Here is a 13,591-nt window from a genome sequence, read left to right as displayed (position 1 = left end):
TTTGCGAAACCTACGCCCAATCTTTTGACGAGGCAAGCCCGGAAGGCTTTTTGTCAGGATACCCCCCGGCACCCTGTACCGCCCTGCAAAGCAAAAAGCCCGCTCGGGGCTACCGAAGCGGGCGGGGAGTCAATGGCTTGTATGTTGTAACTATTTCTCGTTCACCGTTTCACGGCGGGTTTCCTGCACGCTGTAGCGGTTGGATTTGAACGGGATATCCAGCCGTTCGCGCAGCGTCGTCGCCTGCGAAGGATGCCAGTAACCGCGCGCTTCCAGCACCGGCAACACCAGCCGCGTGATGTCGGCGAGCGCTTCCACCAGTACCGGTCCGCTGATGATAAATCCGCTCGCACCGCCCTCTTCCACCCAACGGATCAGCGTATCGGCGACCTGCTCCGGCGTGCCGAAAAACTCACCGCGCGGCAGCGTTGTCTGATAGGCCACTTCACGCAGCGTCAGATGCTGCTCTTTAGCCTGTTTCTTGATGCTGTCTGTGGTCGAACGGAAGGTGTTTTGCCCCAGATCGCCCAGCTCCGGGAACGGGCCGTCCGGCGGATACTGGCTGAAATCGTGGTGATCGAAGAAGCGCCCGAGGTACGCCAGCGCATCGTCGAGGGATAACAGCGACAGCAAATACTGATATTTGGCTTCGGCCTCTTCTTCGGTATTGCCGACGATCGGGCTGATGCCGGGGAAAATACCCACCGGATGACGGCCATTTTTCGCCACCTGCGCCTGTAATTTGGCCGAATACTCCTGCGCTTCTTCCAGCGTGCGGGCGTTAGTGAAAACGGCATCGGCAGATTTTCCCGCCAGGGCGATCCCGGCATCGGACGCACCGGCCTGGAAAATCACCGGCTGCCCCTGTGGCGAACGCTGTATGTTCAGCGGCCCTTCCACCGAGAAGAACTGCCCCTGATGGTTCAGTTTGTGCAGTTTGGCGGCATCGAAAAACACGCCACTTTCACGGTCACGGACAAACGCATCGTCTTCCCAGGAATCCCACAACCCCTGCACCACGCTGATGTACTCCTCGGCAATCTGGTAACGCAGCGCGTGTTCAGGGTGATCCTTGCCAAAGTTTTTAGCTGAACCGGCCAGCGGCGACGTCACCACGTTCCAGCCCGCGCGCCCCTGGCTGATGTTGTCTACCGTCGCCAGCTGACGCGCGACGGTAAAGGGATCGCTGTAAGAGGTTGAAATGGTGCCCGCCAACCCGATGCTGTGCGTGGCTGAGGCCAGCGCAGACAGCAGCGCGATCGGCTCAAAACGGTTGAGGAAATGCGGCAGCGATTTTTCGTTGATGTGCAGGCCGTCGGCGACAAACAGGAAATCAAACCCGGCGGCTTCGGCGCGCAGGGCCAGATCACGAAAATAGGGGAAATTAACGCTCGCATCGGCAGGCGCCTGTTGATGACGCCATGAATTCATATGGCCGCCTGCACCGTGCAACATCAGACCGAGCTTGATACTTTTTGAATGGCTCATGAAATCTCCTTACAGCTGGCCAGCCAGCAATTCAATGGACTTCAGACGCACGGCGGCATCTGTCAGTGGGGTGTGCAGGACGAATTCGTTGACGCACAGACGGCGCTGAATATCACGCAACTGCTCATGGATATCGCCGGGTGTGCCGTGCAGCACGCTTATCTGCTGCTTTTCGATGGTGAAATGTTTCTCACCGGCCTGACGGACAAAGGCTTCCGCCTGCTCGCGCGTGCCGACGGTGACGTGCCGGTCGCCAATCGTGACGCGAAAATTATGTTGTTCCGCCACCAGAGCGGCGGCCTCTTCACGCGTTTGCGCCGCCAGCACCGCCAGGCTCACCAGAGCCTGGCCCTGACCCGCAGAATATTCATGGAATGCCAGCACCGATTCAGTCATCACTTCTGCTGACGTATTGATGAAACCGGCGAAAACAAAGTTCCAGCCAAGGGATGCCGCCAGCCGCGCGCTCTCTTTACTGGCACCCAGCAGAAAGCGCTGCGGAGCCACCGGCGGACGCGGCAAGGCGCGCGCTTCGGTCCCGGCCAGGTGGTCATCAAGATGGGTCAGATAATGCGTGAGCTGCTGCAACTGCGCGGGAAAGCCCGGCGCATTGTCCGCGTGATTGTGCGCACGCAAGGCTTTGGTCGAAAGCGGCAAACCGCCGGGCGCCTTGCCGATGCCGATATCAACGCGATCCGGCGCCAGCGAGGACAAAAGATGGAAATTCTCTGCCACTTTGTACGGGCTGTAATGTTGCAGCATCACACCGCCAGAGCCGATACGCAGCCGCGAGGTGCGCGCCAGCAGCCAGGCGATCAGCACTTCCGGCGAACTGCCAGCCAGTTTGTCGGTGTCATGGTGCTCGGAAACCCATAAGCGGTGATACCCCAGTTTCTCCGCCGCCTGCGCAAAGGTCAGCGTCGACTCCAGTGCCTGCGCAGCGCTCTGCCCGTCAGGTATCGGGCTTTGATCTAATAAGCTCAGTCGGTAATTCACGTCGGGCATTCCTTTTTATCTGCCGGTGTCCGGTAGCAACATCATTAATGATAAAAAGAGTTCCACGAAGTCAGCCTGAAACGAAATAATTAAATCGCGTTTCTATAGTGAATATTTTGCTATGCGGCGCGTTTGCGATTTCGTTTATAAATTATAGCCACAGGGTATTTAGTCCCTTCGCCCTGAGTGGCTAGGATGAAATGACTGCAATCTCTACCCATATAAGGCTATTTATAATGACCCTTTCACTTGCCGATGAAATCCGTACCGATGCAGGTACAAAAAATACTGAATTAGAAAAGCAGCTCATCGCCCACCGTCGCGAATTACATCAACATCCTGAATTATCCAATCAGGAATTTGTCACCACCCGGAAAATTACCGACTGGCTGAACGCGGCGGGGATCCGTATATTATCCCTCGGGCTGAAAACCGGCGTTGTCGCTGAAATTGGCCCTGAGCACGGGCCGGTGGTGGCGCTGCGCGGGGATATCGACGCCCTGCCGATTGAAGAAACCTCCGGCGTGCCGTTCAGCTCGCAGCAACCGGGCGTCATGCACGCCTGCGGCCATGATTTCCACACGTCGGTGATCCTCGGCGCGGCCTATTTGCTCAAAGCGCGGGAAGACCAATTGCCTGGCCGCGTGCGGTTGTTTTTCCAGCCTGCGGAAGAGCGGTTTGGCGGTGCCTCACAGCTGATCAAGGCCGGTGCGCTGGAAAACGTTGATGCGATTTTTGGCCTGCACAATGCGCCTGAATTGCCGGTGGGCACCTTCTCCACCAAGGGCGGCGCGTTCTACGCCAACGTCGATCGCTTCCAGATAACGGTCACCGGCAAAGGCGCGCACGCGGCGCATCCGGAAGAAGGTGTAGACAGCATTGTCACCGCCAGCCATATCGTCACCGCGCTGCAAACACTGGTCAGCCGCAATGTGGCGGCGCAGGAATCGGCGGTGGTCAGCGTGACCCGCATCGAAGGCGGCAACACCTGGAACGTTCTGCCCCAGCATGTCGAACTGGAAGGCACGGTGCGCACGCACAACGACGATATCAGGGAGCAAATTCCGGGGCGGATCCGCCAGCTGATTTCCGGCGTTGCCGCTGCCCTGGGCGCCCAGGCCGAACTGCATTGGTTTGGCGGGCCACCGGCGGTCGTCAACACCCCGCGCTGGGCAGAGTTCAGCCTGCAGGCGGCGGCTGAGTTTGGGTATAAAGCCGAAGTAGCCACCGCGCAAATGGGCGGCGAAGACTTTGCGTTTTATCTGCATCACGTCCCCGGTGCATTCGTCAGCATCGGCTCGGCCAGCGAATTTGGTTTACATCATCCGCAGTTTAATCCGGATGAAGCCGCTATTTTCCCGGCGGCGAATTATTTCCAGCAACTGGCCGAAAAAGCCTTGCAGGAATTAACCGCCGGATAACCGCTTTATTCCAGATTTTATTTCCTCACGCCCGGATATTCCGGGCATTTTTCGTGGGTTTTATCCGCTGCGCTGTATTTCCATTTTCTCTCTTTGATTATTTAATTTTGTTGTTTTACATCCCTGTAACACTCGGTAATAGTGAAAGTGTCACCTCACGGTCATCACCACAGACAATAAGCATGCAGGGTAAAAATAATAATGATGAAACATAGCGCCACTCTCACAGCCACCGCCATCGCAGCACTCGTCAGTTTTTCTTCAGCAGCTTACGCCGCGCCGGGTATTGATCTGATTGCCAATGAAACGCCGATACACACGCCGAAAAGCCCGGAAGCCGTGGCAAAAATTCCGGCCAACTTTAAATTTGTCGAACCGGGGACGCTGACCGTGGCACTGGCCGTCCTCGGCAGTGCCCCGCCCTTTGGCCTGTTTGCCCGTGATAACAAAACGGTGATCGGCAGCGAGGCGGATATCGCCCGTCTGGTGGCCGACGGTCTGGGCCTGAAGCTGAAAGTGGTCCCGGCTGCCTGGGAAGACTGGCCGCTGGGCGTCACCTCCGGCAAATACGACGCGGCGATCTACAACATCACCGTGACCAAAGACCGCAAAACCAAATTTGATTTCGCCACTTACCGCGAAGACACGCTGGGCTTTTACGTGAAGACCGGCAGCAAAATCACCTCGATAAAATCCGCACCGGACATCGCCGGTAAACGCATTATCGTCGGCTCCGGCACCAATCAGGAAGCCGTGCTGCTGGCGTGGGATAAAGAGAATCAGGCCAAGGGGCTGCCGGCGTTTAAACCGCAATACGTGACCGACGATGCCGCCGCGACGCTGGCGATCCAGTCTGGCCGCGCCGATGCCACTTTCGGCCCGAACGTGACCGGCGCGTATAAATCGCTGCTGACCGGTAAAACCCAACTGGTCGGCACCGTGCCGGGCGGCTGGCCGAAAACGGCTAACATCGCTGTCACGCTGAAAAAGGGTAACGGATTAGTGGATGCCGTGCAGGCGTCGCTCAACAGCGCTATCGCCAGCGGTGCCTATTTACAGGTGCTGGATCGCTGGGGCGAGAGCGTCGAGAAAATTGACCATTCAGAAATCAACCCGCCGGGACTGGGCGACTGATCAGGAGACTGCACCATGAGCGACGATATCTTTATTCAGACCGTGCCGGACGATCCGCTGATTGCGCCGGTCATCGAGGGGTTATTTGGTGAATACCGCGAGCGCTACGGCGACTTTTTCTCCAGCCAGCCGCCAGAAGATGACAGCGTATTTTCCGCGCCCGGCGGCGCATTTATCGTCCTGCTGAGAAACGGCGCGCCCATTGCGATGGGCGCCTACAAACGCTACGACGAGGACACTGCCGAACTGAAACGCATCTGGACGCACCGTTCGCTGCGCCGTCAGGGGCTGGCACAGAAGATTTTGCAGGAACTGGAGCGTCGGGTCGCGGCACAAGGTTACCGTCGGGTCTTTCTGACCACGGGATTCCGTCAGCCGGAAGCCGTCGGGTTGTATCTATCCCACGGTTATCAGCCGCAGTTCGACACCCGGCTGGATCCGGAAGTGTATTCCCGCCCGCCGTATGACGGGCGTCTGCCCTTCATCAAGGCGCTGACCGCTGATGTTCCGGTCACCTGACCGGCACGATAACACTGAATACAGGCAGAAAAAGTATGAGCGAAAACACATCCCCGTTCGTGAATCATCCCCCGCTGAAAGTGGTGCCGGCACGCTATCCGTGGCGGCTGGCCGGTGCGGTTTTTTCGGTGTTCATTTTGCTGGCGATTGTGCAGTCGATAGCCACCAATCCCCGCTGGGAATGGGGTGTGTTTCGCCAGTGGTTTTTTGAACCGGTGATTTTGTCGGGGCTGGGTAAAACCCTGCTTCTCACCCTGCTCGGCACGGTATTTGGCGTGATCTTCGGCACCGCGCTGGCCCTCGCCCGCCTGTCGAAATCCTACCTGCTCAATTCGCTGGCCTGGGGTTACATCTGGTTGTTCCGTTCGCTGCCGTTGTTGCTGGTGCTGATCATCCTCTACAACTTTTCCTATCTGTACGACAACCTCTCGCTCGGCATTCCGTTTACCTCACTGTCGTTTTTCAGCACGCCGACCGTCGATCTGCTGGATCAGTTCTCCGTCGCCGTGCTCGGCCTGTCGCTGGTGCAATCGGCGTATACCGCAGAGATCATTCGCGGCGGGATCATGGGCGTTGAACAGGGTCAGCACGAAGCGGCAGCGGCGCTGGGATTACCGGCATACCGCCGCACCTTCCGCATCATTTTGCCGCAGGCGCTGCGCTCAATTCTGCCGACCGGTTTTAATGAAGTGATCAGCCTGGCGAAAGGCACGTCGATTGTGTACGTGCTGTCGATGCCGGAACTGTTTTACACCGTGCAGGTGATTTACAACCGCACACAGCAGGTGATCCCGCTGCTGATGGTGGCGACCATCTGGTATCTGCTGATCACCACGGTGCTGTCGGTTTTACAGTATTACGTCGAGCGTTATTTCTCACGCGGCACCGTACGTCAGACCGCCCCGACGCTTTTTCAGCGCCTGCGCCAGTGGCGTCTGACCCGCGCATGAGCGGCTTAACTTTCCAGGAGAATCATCATGTCCGAAGCCTTTGATTTATTTGTAAACCGCCCGGCGGAAACTCCCGTTAAGCCGTTGTTCCCGCGCAGGCCGCAGGCGGCCACCGTCGGGCACATCAGCATCAGCAACCTGAGCAAATATTACGGCGCGCATAAGGCGCTGGATAACGTCAGCCTGAACATCGAACCGGGGACGGTCACGGTGATCCTCGGCCCCTCCGGCTCCGGCAAATCCACCCTGCTGCGCACCATCAATCATCTCGAACGCGTGGACGAAGGTTTTATTCAGATCGACGGCGAGTACATCGGTTACCGCCGCAAGGGTGACACGCTGTACGAACTGAAAGAGCGCGCCATTCTCAAACAGCGCACCCACGTCGGTTATGTGTTCCAAAATTTCAATTTATTCCCGCACATGACGGTGCTGGATAACATTATCGAAGCGCCGGTGGTGCACGGTTTTCTGAGCCGTAAGCAGGCCATCCTGCGGGCCTATGATCTGCTCGACACCGTTGGCCTGCGCGAAAAAGCCCACGCCTGGCCGCGACATTTGTCCGGCGGCCAGCAGCAACGCATCGCCATTGCGCGTGCGCTGGCACTCAATCCCAAAGTCATGCTGTTCGACGAACCCACCTCCGCCCTTGACCCGGAGCTGGTCGGCGAAGTGCTGGACGTGATTAAAAAACTCGCGCAGTCGGGCGTCACGCTGGTGGTGGTCACCCATGAAATCGGCTTTGCGCGCCAGGTGGCGGATCAGGTGGTGTTTATGGTGGATGGCCGCGTGGTGGAAAGCGGCGCTGCCGCACAGGTGCTGGAGCGGCCGGTTCATGCGAGGACCCGGGCTTTCTTAGAAAAGGTGCTTTAAGATTTCCGATTGCACCGGAAGCTGGCAGGAAAGTACTTTTGCTGTTTTGGATTACGCCCCGCTTTTTCAGCAAGCGCGGTTTAAGCACCTGGGCGGCGGCGACAGGCCGCACCCAGGCCGCTATGTGCCTTGACGTTAAACGTCAGCTTACGGATATACCCCTTTAAACACCGTCTTCTTCCTCGGCTCCGACATAATCCCTTCCAGCGCCTCGACGCAGCGGAGATAATGCGGGGTTTTCTTATGCGCCAGCACCGCGTCGTTATCCTGATAGGCTTCGTAGATAAAGAACCGCGTCGGTACCGTCTCGTCCTGCAATACATCAAACCGCAGATTTCCCGGCTCCTGCACCGCGCCGAGATGGTTGGCGTGGAACACTTTCAGAAACTCTTCCACCTTCTCCGGCTGAACATTAATTTCGACCAGCGTCACTTCCATGATTCACCCCTTTTCGCTCAGGAACAGTTCATACGCATGCGCCACGCTGGCGTTTTCATGCACCACCGCCTTCACGGCTTTCAGCATGGCGACCGGTGATTCTGACTGGAAAATGTTGCGCCCCATATCGACACCCGATGCGCCCTGATCGATGGCCTTGAAGCACATTTCCAGCGCCTCGCGTTCCGGCAGTTTTTTACCGCCAGCTATCACGATAGGCACCGGGCAGCCCGCCGCGACGCGCTCAAAACCTTCATCAACGAAATAGGTTTTGATGATGTTGGCGCCCATTTCCGCTGCGATGCGGGTCGCCAGCGAGAAGTAACGCTGATCGCGCGCCATGTCGGTCCCGACGCCGGTCACCGCCATGGTCGGCATGCCGTAGCGCATCCCCTGATCAACCAGCTGAATAATATTTTTAATCGACTGATGCTCGTATTCACTGCCGATATACACCTGCGCCGCCATCGCCGTGACGTTCAGGCGCAGCGCATCTTCAATCGTCACTGCCACCGTTTCGTTGGAAAGTTCGGTCAGGATCGAGTTGCCGCCGGACGCGCGCATCACCACCGGTTTGTTGACGGCGGCAGGCACCACGCTGCGCAGCACGCCACGGGTACACATCAGCACGTCGGTGTGGGCGAACAGCGGCGCAATGTTGATGTCAATGCGTTCAAGGCCGGTCGTCGGGCCCTGAAAATAGCCGTGGTCAAAGGCCAGCATGACCGTACGACCGGATTCAGGATTGAAAATCCGCGCCAGCCGCGACTGCATGCCCCAGTCAAGCTGACCGCAGCCTTTAAGAAAGAAGGCGTGATTGTGCTGCGGCGTGCCGATGCCGAAGTTTTTGCCGTCTCTGATGTCATCCAGATCTGCCATTTTCCTGTCTCCTTATCGTCAGAAATCGTATTTACCGATGTTGTCTTTGGTGAACACCACACGCTCCGGCAGTAACACAATGCCGTTGCCTTTGGCCTCATACTGGTAGCCCTGCACGCTGTTCGGCATCACTTCCACCGTTCCGACGTCCGGTACGTCCAGTTTGTCACCCACGTTAAATTCGCCTTTTTTCAATAAATGGTCGGCCACGTAAACCGAGATCTTGCCCTGACTGACCACGTCCCACAGACCGAACTGTTTCACCGTGCCGCGCTCAACGTACGGGCGCATCACGTTTGGCGTACTGAAGCCGACGATGGTGACGTTGGTGCGTTTGAGGTTTTCCGCCGCCTGCGCGGCAGCCGGTAATGCGTTGGCGTCAGGGGCAATAATCGCGTCGAGATCGCCATAAGATTTGAGGATCCCTTCGGCGGTTTGCAGGGATTTGGTGGCGTCGTTATAGCCGTACTGCGTGGTCACGATTTCCCAGCCCGGATGCTCTTTGGCGATTTTGGCTTTCGCCTCTTTCACCCACTGATTCTGGTCGGTCACCGTCGGGCTGGAATAGAAGAACGCCACTTTGGCTTTTTCTTTTTTCACCTGACTCGCCGTCATCTCCACCAGCATGGATCCGAGCTGCTGCGGGGTGCCCTGGTTGATGTAAATCGAGCGGCATTCCGGTTTGGTATCGGAATCCCAGGTGAGCACTTTTACACCGCGCTGCATGGCGCGTTTCAGCGCCGGACACAATCCGTCGGGCGACACCGCCGCGACCACAATCGCGTTGTATCCCTGATTGACGAAGTTGTTGATCATCTGCACCTGACCGGAAACGCTTGGTTCGGTCGGGCCGTCGTAGGTCACATCCACGCCCAACGCCTTGCCCGCCGCCGTGGCGCCGTTACCGCCGCTGGTGAAATAGCCGACGCCCACCAGTTTAGGAATAAACGCGATACGTTCTGCCGCCTGCGCGCTCAGGCAGGCGAGGCTGACGGCGCTGGCAATTAATACGGTTTTCATTGTGTTGGCTTTCATCATTAACCCCGGCTTATTGAGAAGACGTGACAGAAGAAGAAGGCGCAGACCAACGCTGGCGATAACGCTGGAAAACACTGCGGATAAGACCCCGGTTGAGGCTGGCGGAACGGCCAATCACCACCAGGATAAGCAGCGCACCCGACAGCGCGCTGGAAACCTGACTGGAGACGCCGACCATCTGTAAACCCTGCTGGAGATACCCGATCAGCAGCGTCGCCAGCGCCGTGCCGAGAATGGAACCTGAACCGCCGTAGATATTGGCGCCGCCGAGCACCACGGCGGTGATGGCGGGCATCAGCAAGGCGTTACCGAGATCTGACCGCGCCGAGCCGAAATAAGAGGTCATCAGAATGGCGGCCACTGCCGAGGCCAGCCCGGTCATGCCGTAAAGGGCAAACACCGTGCGGCTGACCGGCAGCGCGCCGTAACGAGCCACACGGGCATTCTGACCGATGAGAAACACGTTGCGACCGGTGCGACTGCGGTGCATCAGCAGCCAGAAAAACAGCGTCGCCAGCAGGAAGATCAGCAGCGGCATGGGTAATCCCAGCACCACCTGATTGGCGAAATTGGTAAAGGCATCCGGGAAATTACCGATGCCTTCGAAACCCGTCGCGCCCGCCAGCCCCGAAAGCAGCAAGGCGCTGCCGCCGAACAGGTAGAGCGTTCCGAGCGTGATCACCAGCGGATTGACGCCGGTATAGAGGATCAGCGCCGCATTGAGTAAACCGCAGGCGGCACCGAGCGCCAGCGTGAGGGCTATCGCCAGCGCCAGCGGCACACCGGCCTGACACAACACGCCGAGCGCGATGGCGCACAGGCCGATAGTGGAACCGAAAGAAATGTCGATACCACCGCTGACAATCACCAGCGTCAGCGGCAGCGCCACAATGCCGATGGTGATGAAATCACTGGTACTGAACAGCAGTGTGCTGGCGTCCAGCATGCGCGGGTTGGCGAAACCGAACAGCAAGATTTCGGCGATCAACAGCACCAGCAGCGCTGCTTCCCAGCCATATTGTTGAAGTTTGTTCATCACACCACCCCGCTCTTTTTGCCGGTACTTAGCCGTCGGCTGGTATTTTTCGGTTGCTGAGATTTACGTTCAGCAGGTTTCTTTGAAACCGGCGGGCTGGCGGAAAGAAAACGGGCGTATTTCTGGCGGCGCAGGTTTTTCTGCAACGCCTGCCGCAATCTGCCGTCAAACACCAGCACCGCCAGCAACACCACGCCGGCGATGAAATCGTTCCACCAGGCAGGAAGACGTAACAGCACCAGCACGCTGTCAATTTGGGTCAGGAAATAGGCGCCGAGCACCGCGCCGACGATTGAACCGGTGCCGCCGAGCAGGCTGATGCCGCCCAGCACGCAGGCAGCGATGGCTTTCATCTCCAGCCCGCTGCCGGTCTGGTTTGGCACAAAGCCGATTTGCGAGGCGAACACGATCCCGGCGATCGCCGCCATCATGCCGTTAATGCCGAACGCCAGAATGCGCACGCGGTTGACCGCCACGCCGAGCTGCCGTGCGCCCTGTAAGTTGTCGCCGACGGCGTAGAAACTGCGGCCAAAGGCGGTGCGACTGAGCATCCAGAACATCGCCACAAGTAAAACAATCACCAGCCAGCCCAGTGATGAAACGTTGAGGAACACCGGTTCAGAGAGCGATTTCAGCCCGGCCGGTAAGCCTTCAATCCATTTGCCGCCGGTCATCAGCAGCATCAGCCCGCGGTATAACCCGAGCGTACCGAGCGTGGCGACAATCGCCGGAATGCGCAGCCACGCGACCAGCACACCGTTGAACACCCCTGCCAGCAGGCCGGTGCCGAGCGTCAGCAGACAGGCCAGCGGCAGGCTCATGCCGCCGTTGAGCAGCACGCCCAGCGTCACGGCGCACAGGCCGGTAATGGAACCCACCGACACGTCAATGTTGCGGGTCAGCATCACCACGGTGGCCCCCATCGCCAGCAGCATCAGGATCTGCGCGCTGCCGAATATCATGCTCAGGGTCTGGAAGCTGAACGACTGGCTGTCCATTGCGCCGAGCAGGGCAAACAGCGTAATAATCGCCATCAGCGCGGTCAGCTCACGGTTGTTCTGTATGCGCTTTAGCATGAGGATCCTCCGGTGGCGGCGGTCTGGGGATGATTACCAAACGCGATGTGCATGATGTTATTGACGTTGATGTCCGCCCCGCGCAATTCGCCGCTCAGTTCACCCTGATGCATAACGAACACCCGCCCTGCCAGCGCTTCGATCTCATCCAGATCGGAAGAAATCAGGATCACCGCCACGTTCTGCTCCACCACGTTACGCAGCAGCTGGTAAATGTCGGCGCGCGCGGACACATCCACGCCCCGCGTCGGTTCATCCACAATCAGCACCGCTGGCTGCGCCTCGAGGCATTTGGCGATCAGCAGTTTTTGCTGGTTACCGCCGGAAAGCGTGCGGGCGGTTTGCGCCCCGTCGCGGTATTTAATGCCGAGTGCCCGGTGATAGCGTTCCAGCACCGCGGCTTCGCGTTTGATATTCAGCCACCAGCCCTGACGGTTGAAGGTGAGTGAGGTGGTGTTCCAGCTCAGCGGCGCATCCAGATAAAGGCCGGAGGCCTGCCGGTCTTCCGGCAGATACACCAGCCCTTTTTTCAGCCGCTGTAGGGTCGTCAGGCCGCTGATGTCTTGTTGCATCAGCATCACCTGACCGCTTTGCGCGGGGCGCAGGCCATACAGGGTTTCCGCCAGTTCGGTTCGCCCTGCTCCCACCACGCCTGCCAGCCCGACGATTTCCCCGGCGCGGGCGCTGAACGAAATATTGATAAAGCCTTCACCGGTCAGATTCTGCACCTGTAAGACCGGTTCGCTGCCTGCCTGATTACGCCGTGTGCCGGGCAGATCCAGCCACAGTTTTTGTTCTGCGGGCAGCGCGTTGTCCAGGTTTTGCGGGGTGATAGCGCGGATCAGCGCATCGTTATCGAGGTCAGACAGTGTGCCGCTCAGCGCGATATTGCCGTCTCGCATGACGCTGACACGGTCGGCAATCGCGCGGATTTCCGGCAGTTTATGCGAGATAAACACCACGCCGACGCCTTTGTCAGTCAGATGCCTGACCTGGGTAAAGAGGCGGGCGGATTCTGCCGGTGTCAGCGAGGCGGTCGGTTCATCGAGGATCAGCAATCGCGCGTCGCGCATCAGACCGCGCAGGATTTCCACCAGTTGCTGATCGGCCACCTCAAGGGTGCCTGCCAGCGCACCGAGCGGCAGGTTGCAGCCCAGCCCGTCCAGCGTGTGTTGCAGTTTTTTCTCGCTGGCCTGCCGGGCGGGTAAGCGAAACAGAATATTTTCGCGCACCGTCAGGCTCGGGAACAGCATCGGCTCCTGCGGCACCAGATAGATGCCCGCCTCATGCGCTTTCGCGGGGGTCATCGCCACCAGCGGTTGCCCCGCGAGCTGCATCTCACCGCTGTCCGCTGTCTCGACGCCGGCAATGATTTTCATCAGCGTTGATTTCCCGGCCCCGTTCCCGCCGAGCAGCGCATGCACTTCCCCGGAGTACAGGCTGAAACTGATGTCTTTCAGCACGGCGATACCGGAAAAACTTTTGCTGACGCCGCTGACCTGTAAAAGTACAGGCGGGCAACCGGGTGCTGCGGATGAATGTTCGCTGTGCTGCATGCGTCGCCCTCGGACTGGATACATTAAGTGAACAAATGTATTTATCATTTAACATTGTTCATAAACCTAGTCTGCGGCGGGGAAGAAAACTTTTGGGTCGATCACAATTTTTTCAACTAATATACTCTGCGATATGATTCAGGCGTCAATCATTTGTAATTTGCCATACACATCACAGTTAACAACA

General features: G+C 58.2%; 13 protein-coding genes. 5 read left to right on the top strand and 8 right to left on the bottom strand.

The window, feature by feature from the left end:
* Positions 1 to 150 precede the first annotated feature (150 nt).
* Positions 151 to 1,488 (bottom strand): LLM class flavin-dependent oxidoreductase, encoded by a 1,338-nt coding sequence (locus ABSH60_RS18960; RefSeq protein ID WP_136377298.1) that lies wholly within the window; start codon positions 1,486 to 1,488, stop codon positions 151 to 153.
* Between the two features lie 9 nt (positions 1,489 to 1,497).
* On the bottom strand, positions 1,498 to 2,484 hold the full coding sequence (locus tag ABSH60_RS18955) for an MsnO8 family LLM class oxidoreductase (protein ID WP_390975273.1): 987 nt from the start codon (positions 2,482 to 2,484) through the stop codon (positions 1,498 to 1,500).
* Positions 2,485 to 2,720: 236 nt separating this feature from the next.
* On the opposite strand from ABSH60_RS18955, the gene ABSH60_RS18950 reads away from it, so the two are divergent.
* The 5 genes from ABSH60_RS18950 to ABSH60_RS18930 all read left to right on the top strand — a co-directional run bounded on the left by ABSH60_RS18950 (position 2,721) and on the right by ABSH60_RS18930 (position 7,381).
* On the top strand, positions 2,721 to 3,905 hold the full coding sequence (locus tag ABSH60_RS18950; protein ID WP_122095490.1) for a M20 peptidase aminoacylase family protein: 1,185 nt from the start codon (positions 2,721 to 2,723) through the stop codon (positions 3,903 to 3,905).
* A 204-nt stretch (positions 3,906 to 4,109) separates the two neighbouring features.
* Entirely contained in the window at positions 4,110 to 5,039 is a 930-nt protein-coding gene (locus ABSH60_RS18945) for an ABC transporter substrate-binding protein (protein WP_200930324.1), read from the top strand.
* A 15-nt stretch (positions 5,040 to 5,054) separates the two neighbouring features.
* Positions 5,055 to 5,558 (top strand): GNAT family N-acetyltransferase, encoded by a 504-nt coding sequence (locus ABSH60_RS18940; protein WP_056780587.1) that lies wholly within the window; start codon positions 5,055 to 5,057, stop codon positions 5,556 to 5,558.
* 35 nt (positions 5,559 to 5,593) lie between these two features.
* Positions 5,594 to 6,508 (top strand): amino acid ABC transporter permease, encoded by a 915-nt coding sequence (locus tag ABSH60_RS18935; RefSeq protein WP_056780589.1) that lies wholly within the window; start codon positions 5,594 to 5,596, stop codon positions 6,506 to 6,508.
* A gap of 27 nt (positions 6,509 to 6,535) precedes the next feature.
* Complete coding sequence (locus ABSH60_RS18930) at positions 6,536 to 7,381, top strand: amino acid ABC transporter ATP-binding protein (RefSeq protein ID WP_238485167.1); 846 nt, start codon at positions 6,536 to 6,538, stop codon at positions 7,379 to 7,381.
* Positions 7,382 to 7,528: 147 nt separating this feature from the next.
* Here the strand turns inward: ABSH60_RS18930 and lsrG are convergent, their stop codons facing one another.
* From lsrG to lsrA, 6 genes are read right to left on the bottom strand one after another with little or no spacing between them, the layout of a single operon-like run.
* A complete protein-coding gene (gene lsrG / locus ABSH60_RS18925; RefSeq protein WP_056780596.1) occupies positions 7,529 to 7,819 on the bottom strand; it encodes a (4S)-4-hydroxy-5-phosphonooxypentane-2,3-dione isomerase in 291 nt (96 codons plus the stop codon).
* A gap of 3 nt (positions 7,820 to 7,822) precedes the next feature.
* A complete protein-coding gene (lsrF, locus tag ABSH60_RS18920; RefSeq protein WP_390975270.1) occupies positions 7,823 to 8,698 on the bottom strand; it encodes a 3-hydroxy-5-phosphonooxypentane-2,4-dione thiolase in 876 nt (291 codons plus the stop codon).
* Positions 8,699 to 8,716: 18 nt separating this feature from the next.
* Positions 8,717 to 9,718 carry an autoinducer 2 ABC transporter substrate-binding protein LsrB gene (lsrB, locus tag ABSH60_RS18915; protein WP_371414292.1) on the bottom strand — a complete coding sequence of 334 codons (1,002 nt, stop codon included), beginning with the start codon at positions 9,716 to 9,718 and terminating at the stop codon, positions 8,717 to 8,719.
* A 28-nt stretch (positions 9,719 to 9,746) separates the two neighbouring features.
* Positions 9,747 to 10,772, bottom strand: a complete 1,026-nt coding sequence (gene lsrD, locus ABSH60_RS18910; protein WP_217204073.1) for an autoinducer 2 ABC transporter permease LsrD — start codon at positions 10,770 to 10,772, stop codon at positions 9,747 to 9,749.
* A complete protein-coding gene (gene lsrC, locus ABSH60_RS18905) occupies positions 10,772 to 11,848 on the bottom strand; it encodes an autoinducer 2 ABC transporter permease LsrC (protein ID WP_390975267.1) in 1,077 nt (358 codons plus the stop codon). The genes lsrD and lsrC overlap by 1 nt, the downstream gene beginning before the upstream one ends.
* Entirely contained in the window at positions 11,842 to 13,404 is a 1,563-nt protein-coding gene (lsrA, locus tag ABSH60_RS18900; protein WP_390975265.1) for an autoinducer 2 ABC transporter ATP-binding protein LsrA, read from the bottom strand. Before lsrA ends, lsrC begins: the two co-directional genes overlap by 7 nt.
* Positions 13,405 to 13,591 lie beyond the last annotated feature (187 nt).

It is taken from the genome of Rahnella sp. R3(2024), from assembly GCF_042920125.1.
Taxonomy (GTDB): Bacteria; Pseudomonadota; Gammaproteobacteria; order Enterobacterales; family Enterobacteriaceae; genus Rahnella; species Rahnella rivi.
The sequence above is the reverse complement of the archived record's forward strand: the minus strand, read 5'-3'. Positions and strand labels throughout refer to the sequence as shown.

Excerpts from the sequence above, each read along its gene's own strand:
- ABSH60_RS18960 (WP_136377298.1), bottom strand. The coding sequence starts at position 1,488 with ATGAGCCATTCAAAAAGTATCAAGCTCGGTCTGATGTTGCACGGTGCA.
- ABSH60_RS18950 (WP_122095490.1), top strand. The coding sequence starts at position 2,721 with ATGACCCTTTCACTTGCCGATGAAATCCGTACCGATGCAGGTACAAAA.
- ABSH60_RS18945 (WP_200930324.1), top strand. The coding sequence starts at position 4,110 with ATGAAACATAGCGCCACTCTCACAGCCACCGCCATCGCAGCACTCGTC.
- ABSH60_RS18940 (WP_056780587.1), top strand. The coding sequence starts at position 5,055 with ATGAGCGACGATATCTTTATTCAGACCGTGCCGGACGATCCGCTGATT.
- ABSH60_RS18935 (WP_056780589.1), top strand. The coding sequence starts at position 5,594 with ATGAGCGAAAACACATCCCCGTTCGTGAATCATCCCCCGCTGAAAGTG.
- ABSH60_RS18930 (WP_238485167.1), top strand. The coding sequence starts at position 6,536 with ATGTCCGAAGCCTTTGATTTATTTGTAAACCGCCCGGCGGAAACTCCC.
- lsrG (WP_056780596.1), bottom strand. The coding sequence starts at position 7,819 with ATGGAAGTGACGCTGGTCGAAATTAATGTTCAGCCGGAGAAGGTGGAA.
- lsrF (WP_390975270.1), bottom strand. The coding sequence starts at position 8,698 with ATGGCAGATCTGGATGACATCAGAGACGGCAAAAACTTCGGCATCGGC.
- lsrB (WP_371414292.1), bottom strand. The coding sequence starts at position 9,718 with ATGAAAACCGTATTAATTGCCAGCGCCGTCAGCCTCGCCTGCCTGAGC.
- lsrD (WP_217204073.1), bottom strand. The coding sequence starts at position 10,772 with ATGAACAAACTTCAACAATATGGCTGGGAAGCAGCGCTGCTGGTGCTG.
- lsrC (WP_390975267.1), bottom strand. The coding sequence starts at position 11,848 with ATGCTAAAGCGCATACAGAACAACCGTGAGCTGACCGCGCTGATGGCG.
- lsrA (WP_390975265.1), bottom strand. The coding sequence starts at position 13,404 with ATGCAGCACAGCGAACATTCATCCGCAGCACCCGGTTGCCCGCCTGTA.